At 69.0% G+C, this 11589-nt stretch carries 9 protein-coding genes; 7 read left to right on the plus strand and 2 right to left on the minus strand.

Going from position 1 to position 11589, the window contains the following annotated elements; genetic code table 11:
- Positions 1 to 72 precede the first annotated feature (72 nt).
- Complete coding sequence (locus ACXJKR_RS13165; protein WP_457323217.1) at positions 73 to 1587, plus strand: malonate--CoA ligase; 1515 nt, start codon at positions 73 to 75, stop codon at positions 1585 to 1587.
- 54 nt (positions 1588 to 1641) lie between these two features.
- Positions 1642 to 4266 carry a diguanylate cyclase domain-containing protein gene (locus ACXJKR_RS13170; protein ID WP_457323218.1) on the plus strand — a complete coding sequence of 875 codons (2625 nt, stop codon included), beginning with the start codon at positions 1642 to 1644 and terminating at the stop codon, positions 4264 to 4266.
- A gap of 4 nt (positions 4267 to 4270) precedes the next feature.
- Here the strand turns inward: ACXJKR_RS13170 and ACXJKR_RS13175 are convergent, their stop codons facing one another.
- Entirely contained in the window at positions 4271 to 4765 is a 495-nt protein-coding gene (locus tag ACXJKR_RS13175; RefSeq protein WP_056202650.1) for a 3'-5' exonuclease, read from the minus strand.
- 58 nt (positions 4766 to 4823) lie between these two features.
- Entirely contained in the window at positions 4824 to 5402 is a 579-nt protein-coding gene (locus ACXJKR_RS13180; protein WP_457323219.1) for a hypothetical protein, read from the minus strand.
- 153 nt (positions 5403 to 5555) lie between these two features.
- Between ACXJKR_RS13180 and ACXJKR_RS13185 the strand changes: the two genes are divergently transcribed.
- From ACXJKR_RS13185 to ACXJKR_RS13205, 5 genes are all read left to right on the plus strand, one after another.
- A complete protein-coding gene (locus tag ACXJKR_RS13185; protein ID WP_457323220.1) occupies positions 5556 to 7139 on the plus strand; it encodes a methyl-accepting chemotaxis protein in 1584 nt (527 codons plus the stop codon).
- 221 nt (positions 7140 to 7360) lie between these two features.
- Complete coding sequence (locus ACXJKR_RS13190; protein WP_457323221.1) at positions 7361 to 9079, plus strand: methyl-accepting chemotaxis protein; 1719 nt, start codon at positions 7361 to 7363, stop codon at positions 9077 to 9079.
- Positions 9080 to 9118: 39 nt separating this feature from the next.
- Positions 9119 to 10033 carry a dihydrodipicolinate synthase family protein gene (locus ACXJKR_RS13195; RefSeq protein WP_056202635.1) on the plus strand — a complete coding sequence of 305 codons (915 nt, stop codon included), beginning with the start codon at positions 9119 to 9121 and terminating at the stop codon, positions 10031 to 10033.
- Positions 10030 to 10965: a 4-hydroxyproline epimerase gene (locus ACXJKR_RS13200; RefSeq protein ID WP_457323222.1), complete on the plus strand. Its 936-nt coding sequence runs from the start codon at positions 10030 to 10032 to the stop codon at positions 10963 to 10965. Before ACXJKR_RS13195 ends, ACXJKR_RS13200 begins: the two co-directional genes overlap by 4 nt.
- Before the next feature lie 115 nt (positions 10966 to 11080).
- Positions 11081 to 11589 (plus strand): class I SAM-dependent methyltransferase (locus ACXJKR_RS13205; protein ID WP_457323223.1); only part of this gene is annotated, 509 nt, incomplete at its 3' end.

Below are 11589 nucleotides of genomic sequence, written 5' to 3' on the forward strand. Positions count from 1 at the left end.
CACTGCCAGTGGCCCGGCAAAGCCGGTTCCACGGCAGTCACTTGGTAAGACACCACCCCGTCAACCAGCACCATGAATCTCTACTCGGCCCTGCGCGCCGGCTTCCCGGCGGACCTGGACGCGACCGCCATCGACGCCGACGGCCTGCTCTACAGCTGGCGCGACCTCGACAATGGCAGCGCCATGCTCGCCAACTGGCTGGGCCGGCTGGAGCTGCCCGCTGGCAGCCGCGTCGCCGTCCACACCGACAAGAGCATCGAGAACCTGATGCTCTACCTGGCGGTGCTGCGTGCCGGCCTGGTCTACCTGCCGCTGAACCCGGCCTATCACGCGGCCGAACTGGAGCACTTCATCAGCGATGCAGCACCGGGCGTCGTGGTCTGTGCGGGCAAGCACTTCGGCTGGGTCAGCAAGCTGGCCTTCCAGCGCGGCGTGCGCTGGGTCTTCACGCTGGACGACGATCGCACGGGCACGCTGCTGGACCGCGCCGCGCAGATGCCGCTCGCACACGAACCCGTCAAACGGGCCGCCACCGACCTCGCTGCCATCCTCTACACCAGCGGCACGACCGGGCGCAGCAAGGGCGCCATGCTCAGCCACGGCAATCTGCTCTCCAACGCGCAGACGCTGAAGAGCTTCTGGGACTGGAAGCCCGATGACGTGCTGCTGCACGCATTGCCCATCTTCCATGTGCACGGCCTGTTCGTCGCCTCGCATGGCGCGCTGCTGAATGGCAGCAAGATGCTGTGGTTCAACAAGTTCGACGCCGGCGCCGTGGCGCGCCGCTTCCCCGAAGCCACGGTCTTCATGGGCGTGCCCACGCTCTATGTGCGGCTGTTGCAGGAGCGCACACTGGATAGCAGCCACATCCGCCTCTTCATCAGCGGCTCCGCGCCATTGCTGATCGAGACGTGGCGCGAATGGCAGGCCCGCACCGGCCATGCCATCCTGGAGCGCTACGGCATGAGCGAGACGCTGATGCTGACCTCCAACCCGTGCCGCCCGGAGGACGGCGACCAGGGCCAACGAGTAGGCGGCACCGTCGGCCCGGCGCTGCCGGGCGTGAGCCTGCGCATCGTCGATGACGAGGGCCGCCCCTGCGCGGCGGACGAGATCGGCCATGTGCAGGTGCGCGGGCCGAACGTTTTCAGCGGCTATTGGCAGATGCCCGAGAAGACGGCCGAGGAGTTCACCGCGGACGGCTGGTTCAAGACCGGCGACGTCGGCCGCGTCGGCGCCAATGGCTATCTGACGCTGATCGGCCGCAGCAAGGACCTCATCATCAGCGGCGGCTTCAATGTCTACCCGGCCGAGATCGAGGGCTTCCTGAACGACCTGCCCGGCGTGGGTGAATCGGCCGTCATCGGCGTGCCGCATCCAGACTTCGGCGAGGCCGTCGTCGCCGTCATCACGCCCGACGGTCAGCCTGACCCCGAGGCGCTGATCCAGGCGCTCAAGGCCCGCATTGCCGGCTTCAAGGTGCCCAAGCGCATCCTGGTCGTGCCGGAGCTGCCGCGCAATGCCATGGGCAAGGTGCAGAAGAAGCTGCTGCGGGAGCAGCAGGCAGCGCTGTTTGCGCCGAAATAGCGGAGCCGGATGGCGGGGGCGGCGGCGCACAATGGCCCGCAACCCCTGCCCCCGATGAGCGCCGCCACCCCGCCCACCGAGCCGCTGAAGCAGGCCCGCCGCCGCCGCTGGCGCGAGCGTGCCCTGCTGCTGGCGCCCGCCCTGGCCTTCGGTTCCGTCGTGCTGACGATCTGGGCCTTGGTGGGCTGGTATGCCGTCGAGAAGCCCCGAGAACTGCTGGCCCAGCAGCGCCAGGAGCTGGCTACCGGCGTTCGTGCCGTCGCGATGCAGACCGAGCCCGTGCTGCGCCAGGCCGAAAGCGCGCTGCGCGTCGTGGACCTGTGGCTGCTGACGCGTCGCACCGATGGGCAGGAGGGGCGGCCGCAGGCCGACGCCATGCTGCGCCAGTTCGTCGACAGCGTGCGCAGCGGCTCGCGCCAGATGGTCGACATCGTGCTGGTGGCGCCCACCGGCCAGGTGCGCCGGCTGCAGGCGGGCGCTGAGGGCGACGACGCCAGCATCGCCGGCACCGCGGCCTTCGGCGAGATCGCGGGCCTGGTGCCCGAGGGCATTGCGCTGGGCCTGCCGCTGCGCCTGGGCGGCCGCGCCGACGATGGCCGGCTGCGCCTGCCGCTGCTGATGCGGCTGTCGCGGCCGCTGGACGACTACGAGTTCGTCATGGCCACCATCGACCTGCAGCGCCTGCATGACATTCAGGGCCTGTTCGTGCCCTTGCCGCCATCCTCCCTCGTCATGCTGCGCACCGACGGCCTGGCCCTGTCGCGCCGGCCTGAGGTGCCGGGCTTTGTCGGCCGCAACCTCTTCGAACAATTCCCCGCCGCCCGCCGCAATCTCAGCGGTGAAGAAGGTTTCTACGCCAGCAGCGGCGCGGCCACGGACGGCCGGCCCCGCACCGGCGCCTTCGTCACCCTGTCCGACTACGGCCTGAAGCTGCTGCTGTCGGGCACCGAGGAAGACGTGCTGGTGCCGTTCTGGCGGCAGCGCAGCCTGGTGGTGGCCGCCTCGGCGCTGGCCACGCTGGGCCTGGTGCTGCTGGCGCGCTGGCTGGGCCAACTGCAGCGCGCGGCACGGCTGCGCGAGGCGACCCTGCAAGCCACCAGCAATGCCATGCCGCTGGGCCTGTTCCGCACCGACGAAACCGGTCGCATCGTCTACGTCAACGACAGCTATCTGCACGTGCACGGCCTCAGGCGCGAGAACGTCGAGTGGGGCTGGACCACCCTCGTGCAGCCAGAGCAGCGCGACATGCTGATCCAGCGCTGGAAACACCAGATGGCCACCGGCGAGCCCATCGACATGGTGCGCAAGATGAAGCGCGGCGACGACGGCCGCATCCGCTGGATCGCGGTGCGCACGGCGCCGCTGTATTTCGACGGCCGGGTGGCCGGCCAGGCCGGCACCGTGGAAGACGTGACCGAGCGCGGCGAGCAGGAGAAGGCCCTGCAGACGCTGACCGCCATCTTCGACATGACGCCCGACTTCGTCTGCCAGGCCCGCGAGCATGGCCAGGTCACCTATCTCAACCCGGCTGCGCGGGCCCGCCTGGGGATGGCCGCCGATGCGCTGCTGGGCGACGCCCACATCGCCGACTACTTCTCGGCCGAGCAGCTCGACCTCTACGAAAAGCTGGTGCTGCCCGCCGCCATGCGCGAGGGCCACTGGCGCGGCCGAATCGGCTTGCAGCTGGGCGACGCGAAGCTGCCGATGGACTGCCTCATCATCATGCACCGCGACGTGCGCGGCCGTGTCGAGACCGTGTCGGTCATCCTGCGCGACATGTCCGAGCAGCTGCACGCCCAGCGCGAGAGCGAACGCAACGAGGCCATGCTGCTGGCCGTCGCCCACACGGCGCGGGCACAGTTCCTCGTCGGCGACACCGAGGCACGGGTGATCTTCTTCAACGCCGCCTTCGAGGAGCAGCGCCGCGTCGAGCTCAAGGACTGGGTCGGCCGGCCGCTGGCCGAGCTGTTCGGCGTGCAGGACTACGCAGCCCGTGCGCCACTGATCGAAAGCGCCCTGGCTGGCGAAACGCGCCGGCTGGATCTCGTCGACCCCAGCGAACGCGACGGCCACAGCTTCGATGCGCAGTACGCACCGCTGCGCGTGCAGAGCGGCAAGATCGAAGGCCTGATCGGCATCGAGGTCGATGTGACCGAAACCCGGCGCGAGGAGGCGCGGCTGCGCCTGGCCTCACAGACCGACGCGCTGACCCAGGCGCTCAACCGCACCGGCTTCGAGGAGGGCGCGCGCCGCTTGCTGACCGCCCCACCGGGCCAGCGCCTGGCCCTGCTCTACCTCGACCTGGACAAGTTCAAGCCCGTCAACGACCTGCACGGCCACCCGACCGGCGACGCGCTGCTGAAGGCCGTGGCGCTGCGCCTGCGCCATGCGTTGCGCCCGGGCGACCTGGTGGCCCGTCTGGGCGGCGACGAATTCGCCGTGCTGCTGCCGCAGGTGCACGAGGCCAGCGACGCCGCCACGGTGGCCGACAAACTGCTGCACGCCCTCTCCACGCCGTATCACATCGGCGAGCTGGAGCTGGAGATCGGCGTCAGCATCGGCTACTGCGTCGCGACGACGGGCGCGGTCAACCTGGAGCAACTGGTGGCACAGGCCGATGCCAGCCTCTACGAAGCCAAGCGTGCCGGGCGCGGCTGCCACCGCGGCGGCGAAATCTAGGAGCCTAGACAGCCACGCCGTTCTTGATCTCGTCCAGGGCCAGCTGCAGCACGCGCGCATCGCTGCTGGCGCGGTGACGGGTCAGGCGCTGTCGCTGACGCACGATTTCGGTGACGCCGCGCCAGCGCTGGGCCTCCTGCTCGTCGAGCAGCCGGCGCAGGTCATCCAGGCGAAAGTTCTGCCGCATGCCGGCCGCGTCGTAGAGACGCGCCAGCCAGGGGTAGTCCTGTCCCCAGCCATCGCAATAGACGGTCTGGCCGGCCAGCCGCTCATTGAGCTGCTCAGCCATCCAGCGAACCGGTCTGCCGTGGCGCTGAAGCAGTTCGCGGCTGATGCCGTGCAGGGCTTCGGCGCTGGGGTCCCAATGCAGCCAATCGGGCTCGGGCGTGACCAGGCCACAGAACAGCCCGCCGTCCACCGCGACGAATCCGACCTCGATCGGATAGCTGCCGCGGCCGAAGCCCGAGGCTTCGATGTCCAGGATGGTGGGAAGCTGCATACGGACGCCAGTTTGTCAGGCCCGACACAGAAGTTACACAGGGTTGTCGCCGAGATGGCTAGCCCGGCTCGTTCTCGATCACCTGTTCGTTCTCGAACAGCTGCAGCGCTGCCCGCCCGACCTGGCGCGTGTCCCAATAGGCATAGGCGCCGACCCCCGCCGCGCCGATCAGCGGCACCCAGCGCGACAGCATCCGGCTGGCGGCCTTCTTGCCCAGGTACACGCCGATGGCCTCGGCCACGCGTTGCAGCAGCACCTGCGCGGCCGGGCGCACGATGACGCGCTCGCCGACGCGCACCGTCAGGTCGCGCAGGGCCTGCGCAGCCGTGTGGCGGAACAGGCACCACAGCATCTGCGCCGGACCGAGGTCGGCGCTGCGGCCATAGAGGGCGGCAATGTCGGCCACCAGTTGGCGCTGGATCTGCCAGACGGCCAGCATCTCCGGCGCGATGGTGGCCCAGCCCAGCGGCCCCGGCGGCAGGGCCAGCGTGCCGGCGGCCAGGCCGGCCTTGGCGGCGGCGCCCTCGATGGCACGCGCCGCCGCATCCCGGGGCCGCGCGCTGGGCGTACATCCGGTATCAGGCGGCTGCGCTACCAGCGCCAGCACCCTTTCGCCCAGGTTGGCTTGCGTCTCCATGCCTTTGCTCCAGTGCCGCGAACTGCACACCACGTGCACTGTCCCTTGCGCGGCATCAAAGATTCGCATAGTTTCACATCCTCGTGCTAACTTCGATTCAACATGGAGCCTGGCGGCGGATGCACGCGCCGCCAGCACACAGGGAGAACAACCATGAATATCTTCAAGGACCTTCGCATCGGCCTGCGCCTGGGTCTCGGCTTCGCGGTCTCCATCTTGTTCAGCGTTGCGCTGGCGCTGTATGCACGTGGCCAGCTGAGGCAGATCAACGACGAGCTGGCGCTGATGGTCAAGGACCGTGTCGTCAAGGTCGAGCAGCTCGAACAGGTCAAGCACAACGTCAATCTGACGGCACGCACGGTGCGCAACATCGTGCTGCTGAGCGATCCAGCCGCCATCCAGAAGGAACTGGACACGATTGCGGGCAACCGCAAGAGCACGGGTGACCTGTTTCAGAAGCTGCAGGCCTCGATCACCTCCAGCCAGGGCACCAAGCTGCTGGCCGCCACCGCCGAAGCACGGGCGCCCTATGTCGCGACGCTGCAGCGCGTGACCGACCTTGGCGTGCAGCAGCAAAAGGACGCCGCACGCGACCTGCTCCTGGGCGATGTGCAGGCCAAGCAGCAGGCCTATTTCGCCGCGCTCGACGCCCTGATCGACTACCAGAAGGAGCTGATGCGCACGTCGGCGCAGCTTGCCGATGGCACCGTGAGCTTTGCCTCGGCGGCCATGCTGATCGCGGCGGCATTGGCAGGCGCCGTGGGTGTGGCGCTGGCGCTGTTGATCACGCGCTCGGTGGTGGGCCCGATCCAGGACGCGGTGCGCGCTGCCGAGACCGTGGCAGCCGGTGATCTGAGGCTGCATCTGACGACCGATCGCCGAGACGAAGCGGGCCAGCTGCTGGCCGCGCTGCAACGCATGAACGACGCGCTGGTCGACATCGTCGGCACGGTGCGCGGCAACGCCGACAGCGTCGTCATGGCCAGCGGCCAGATCGCCCAGGGCAATGCCAACCTGAGCCAGCGCACCGAGCAGCAGGCCAGCAATCTGCAACAGACGGCCGCGTCCATGGAGGAGCTGACCGCGACGGTCAGCCACAACACCGATATCTCCCGCCAGGCCGCCCAGCTCGCCAACAGCGCGGCGCGCGTGGCCGAGAGCGGCAGCCAGGTCGTGGGCCAGGTGGTGAACACGATGGAGCAGATCACGGCCAGCTCCAGGAAGATCGCCGACATCACCGGCGTCATCGACGGCATCGCCTTCCAGACCAACATCCTGGCCCTGAACGCAGCCGTGGAAGCTGCGCGCGCCGGCGAACAGGGCCGGGGCTTTGCCGTCGTGGCCGGCGAAGTGCGCAGCCTGGCCCAGCGCAGCGCCGAAGCCGCGCGCGAGATCAAGGTCCTGATCAACGCCAGCGTTGAACGCATCGAGACGGGCAACGGCCTGGTCGGCGACGCCGGTCGCACGATGGGCGAAGTGGTCGGGCAGGTGCAGCGCGTGGCCGACCTGATCAGCGAGATCAGCGCGGCCAGCGTCGAGCAGAGCAAGGGCATCGGCCAGATCGGCRAGGCGGTCAGCCAGCTCGACGAAGTCACCCAGCAGAACGCCGCCCTCGTCGAGGAGAGCGCCGCCGCGGCCGAGAGCCTGCGCATCCAGGCCAGCCAACTCGCCGGCACGGTTGCGGCCTTCAAGCTCGACGCCGTGGCCGGGCCCAGGGCGGCGCCTGCCTCGTTCTAGGCGCTGCGGCCGCGCGCACACCGTCATTGGCTGCCGGCTGTGCCCACGGGCGCTAGCCCCCCAGCACGGGCAGCGGCGGTAGTTGTTGGCTTTTCGCGGCGGTAACGCCGCTAAAAACGCCTTGCGTGGCGCCGGCCTGAAGGAAGAGACTCGGGGCACGGAATACGGCTCGACACGAAGCCCAGGCCGATCAGGGAGCGTCACCCACAAGGAGACCCACCATGAACCTCCTCACGCGCCTGCGGATCGGCCAGCGTCTCGGCCTGGCTTTCACCATCTCCATCGCCTTCACCGTGTTGCTGGCCGCCTATGCGCGAACGGCGCTCCTTGGCATCGACCACGAGCTCGAGGTGATGGTCGAAGACCGGATGGTCAAGGTCGAGCAGCTCGAACAGATCAAGGACAACGTCAACATCAACGCACTGGCCGTGCGCAATGTGCTGCTGCTGTCTGATGCCGAGGGCAAACGCAAGCAGCTGAGCGATGTCGACGCCGCCGCCAAGCGCACGGCCGAGCTGTTCGAGAAGCTCGACGCCAGCGTGCCGCCGGGGCGGGGGCGCGAAATATTGGGCGGCGTCGTGCAGGCCAGGCAGCTGTTCGTGGCCTCGGTGCGCAGGGTCATCGATCTGGGCCTGAAGGACGACACGGAGAAGGCCCGCAACCTGCTGCTCAGCGAGACGCATGAGTTGCAGCTCAAGTATTTCCAGCAGCTCGACGCGCTGATCGCCTACCAGAAGGAGTTGATGCACGCCGCGGCCGCCGCGGCGAACGCGACCGTTGACTTTGCCGGCATCGCGGTCATCGTCGCGGCCGCTGCCGCGCTGGCCCTCGGCGTGGCCATGGCCCTGCTGATCACCCGCTCGGTGGTGGGCCCGATCCGCCAGGCCGTGGCCGCCGCCGAGACGGTGGCTGCAGGGGACTTGCGCCTGCATCTGTCCACCGACCGCACGGACGAGGCCGGCCAGTTGCTCAACGCGCTGCAGCGCATGAACGACTCCCTGGTGGGCATCGTCGGCGCGGTGCGCGGCAATGCCGAGAGCGTCGCCACGGCCAGCGGCCAGATTGCCCAGGGCAACGCCGACCTGAGCCAGCGCACCGAACAGCAGGCCAGCAACCTGCAGGAGACCGCCGCCTCCATGGAGGAGCTGAGCGCGACGGTCAAGCACAACACCGACACCGCCCACCAGGCCGCGCAGCTGGCAGGCAGCGCGGCTCGCGTGGCCGAGAGCGGCGGCCAGGTCATGGGCCAGATGGTGTCCACCATGGATGAGATCACGACCAGCTCGAAGAAGATTTCCGACATCATCGGCGTCATCGACGGCATCGCCTTCCAGACCAACATCCTGGCGCTGAACGCGGCCGTCGAGGCGGCACGGGCCGGCGAGCAGGGGCGTGGTTTCGCCGTCGTGGCCGGCGAGGTGCGGGCCCTGGCGCAGCGCAGCGCCCAGGCCGCGCGGGAGATCAAGGCGCTGATCGGAGCCAGCGTCGAACGTGTCGAAGCCGGCAACAAGCTGGTGGGCGAAGCCGGCAGCACCATGGACGAGGTCGTTGGCCAGGTGCGCCGCGTGGCGGACCTGATCAGCGAGATCAGCGCCGCCAGCAGCGAGCAGGGCAAGGGCATCGGCCAGATCGGCGATGCCGTCAACCAGCTCGACCAGGTCACGCAGCAGAACGCCGCCCTGGTGGAGGAGAGCGCGGCGGCCGCCGAGAGCCTGCGCATCCAGGCCGGCCAACTGGCCGAGACGGTGGCAGCCTTCAAGCTCGACGCCGTCAACGCGGCCCGTCCGGCTGCGGCGCCCGTCAGCCGGCCGAGGACGGCCGGCGTGGCCAGGCCGGCTCCCGCACGCCCGGCGAAGGCGCGCGCGGTGGCGCCCAGGGCTGCTCCGGTTCCGGCCGCCGTTGCGGTGGCCGCCGACGGCGACGACTGGACGTCGTTCTAGTTGAGCGAACATGGGGCTCCCCATCCAGGAGCCCCAGAGATGCACAACGTCCCCTGGCGCGGCGTCTTCCCCGCCGTCACCACCAAGTTCCATGCCGACGAAAGCCTCGACTTCGCAGGCACGGCGCGCCACATCGATTTCCAGATCCGCAACGGCATCCATGGCGTCGTCTGCTGCGGCTCGCTGGGCGAAGCCAGCACGCTGACGCTGGACGAGAAGCTGGCCGTCGCCCGCTGCGCGCTGGATGCTGCCAACGGCCGCGTACCGGTGCTGGCCACGGTGTCGGAGGCGAGCACCCGCGAAGCGCTGCGCTTCATCGAAGGCGCCAATGCGCTGGGCGTGGCCGGCTACATGGTCATGCCCTCGGTCATCTACGTGGCCGATGCGCGCGAGGCGATGGCCAATGTGCGTACCTATGCCCATGCCGCCCAGCGGCCGCTGATGGTCTACAACAACCCGGTCGCCTACCGCGTCGACCTCAAGCCCGAACACTTCGCCGAACTGGCTGACTGTGAACATGTCGCCGCCATCAAGGAAAGCAGCGGCGACGTGACCCGCATCACCGACCTGCGCAACCTGCTCGGCGACCGCTACCAGCTCTTCATGGGCGTGGACGATCTCGCCTTCGAGGGCCTGGCGCTGGGCTGCGACGGGCTGCTGGCCGGCGTCGGCTGCGCCTTCCCGCGCGAGACGGTGGCTCTGTTCAACCTGATGCAGGAAGGCCGCTGGGACGAGGCCCGCGCCATCTACCGCTGGATGACGCCGCTGCTGCACCTGGATGTGTCGACCAAGCTGGTGCAGAACCTCAAGCTCATCGACCTGCTGGTGGGCGTGGGCAGCGAGCACATGCGCCGGCCACGGCTGCCCGTCATCGGCGCGGAGCGGGAGCGCATCGAGGCCCTCGTCGCGAAGGCACTGGCGACACGGCCGGCTCATTGCCAGTCGCAACCATGAAGCGCATCCAGATCATCGACTCGCACACCGGCGGCGAGCCGACGCGTGTCGTCATCGACGGCTTTCCCGATCTCGGCGCTGGCACCATGGCCGAGCGGCGCGAACTTCTGGCCCGCGAGCACGACCGCTACCGCCGCGCAACGCTGCTGGAGCCGCGTGGCAGTGAGGTCCTCGTCGGCGCCCTGCTCTGCCCGCCACAGGACCCAGCCCACACGGCCGGCGTCATCTTCTTCAACAACGCCGGCTACCTTGGCATGTGCGGCCACGGCACCATCGGCCTGATGGCGACGCTGGCCCATCTGGGCCGCGTCGAAGCCGGCGAGCACATCATCGAGACGCCGGTGGGCCAGGTGCGGGCCACCCTGCACAAGGACGGGAAGGTGAGCGTGCGCAATGTGCCGGCCTACCGCCTGGCGGCCGGTGTCAGCGTCGAGCTGCCGACGGGCCAGACCGTAACGGGCGACATCGCCTGGGGCGGCAACTGGTTCTTCCTGTGCGCCGACCATGGCCAGGCCATCGCGCCCGCGCACGTCGCGGCACTGACCGACTACGCCGCCATGCTGGGCCAGGCCCTGCAGGACCAGGGCCACCGCGGCACTGACCAAGCCGTCATCGACCACATCGAACTCTTCGCCGACGTCGACCCGGCCCTCGCCGACTCGCGCAGCTTCGTGCTCTGCCCCGGCCGCCAGTACGACCGCTCGCCCTGTGGCACCGGCACCAGCGCCAAGCTGGCCTGCCTCGCGGCCGCGGGCAAGCTGAGCGCCGGCGAGGTGTGGCGCCAGGCCAGCGTCATCGGCAGCGTCTTCGACGGCTGGTTCGAGAAGGAAGGAGCAAGCATCATTCCCACCATCCGCGGCCAGGCCTACATCAGCGCTGAGGCCACGCTGCTGATCGCGCCAGATGACCCGTTCGGCTGGGGCCTGCCGTAGCGCCAACAGAGGCCCTGGCGATATCCCCGCGCTTTCGTGAGTCATTGAAACTTGGGGCTGCACCGCGGCGAAAGCGACGGCAAACTGAAGGCGTCGTTGAAAGGAGTCGTTGCGCATGCCAGCGGAGCAAGCCACGCTATCCCGCCCCGAGGGCCCCAAGCCGCATTCGGCACCGCAGCCGCCCACCGTGCTGCGCGAGCTGCTTGCACGCGCCGATGTGCAGATCAACGGCGCACGGCCCTGGGACATGCGCGTCAACGATGCCCGCTCCTACCGCCGCATCCTGACGCAATGGTCACTGGGCGCCGGCGAGGCCTATGTCGACGGCGACTGGGACTGCGAGCGGCTGGACATGATGTTCGACCGCCTGCTGCGCGCCCAGCTCGATCGCACTGCGCCGGCCTCGGCGCGCTGGAAGCTGCTGCTGGAGAGCCTGCGCCATCGCCTGTTCAATCTGCAGAGCGAGGCACGCGCCCACCAGGTTGGCGAGCACCACTACGACGTCGGCAACGATGTCTTCGAAGCCATGCTGGACTCGCGCATGATCTATTCCTGCGCCTACTGGGAGCATGCCCAGGATCTGGAGCAGGCTCAGGCGCACAAGCTGGAGATGATCTGCCGCAA

Source organism: Roseateles sp. P5_E11, from assembly GCF_054049355.1.

What these genes read in the sequence shown, in the direction of transcription:
- ACXJKR_RS13165 (WP_457323217.1), top strand. Translation starts at nt 73, where the DNA reads ATGAATCTCTACTCGGCCCTGCGCGCCGGCTTCCCGGCGGACCTGGAC.
- ACXJKR_RS13170 (WP_457323218.1), top strand. Translation starts at nt 1,642, where the DNA reads ATGAGCGCCGCCACCCCGCCCACCGAGCCGCTGAAGCAGGCCCGCCGC.
- ACXJKR_RS13175 (WP_056202650.1), bottom strand. Translation starts at nt 4,765, where the DNA reads ATGCAGCTTCCCACCATCCTGGACATCGAAGCCTCGGGCTTCGGCCGC.
- ACXJKR_RS13180 (WP_457323219.1), bottom strand. Translation starts at nt 5,402, where the DNA reads ATGGAGACGCAAGCCAACCTGGGCGAAAGGGTGCTGGCGCTGGTAGCG.
- ACXJKR_RS13190 (WP_457323221.1), top strand. Translation starts at nt 7,361, where the DNA reads ATGAACCTCCTCACGCGCCTGCGGATCGGCCAGCGTCTCGGCCTGGCT.
- ACXJKR_RS13195 (WP_056202635.1), top strand. Translation starts at nt 9,119, where the DNA reads ATGCACAACGTCCCCTGGCGCGGCGTCTTCCCCGCCGTCACCACCAAG.
- ACXJKR_RS13200 (WP_457323222.1), top strand. Translation starts at nt 10,030, where the DNA reads ATGAAGCGCATCCAGATCATCGACTCGCACACCGGCGGCGAGCCGACG.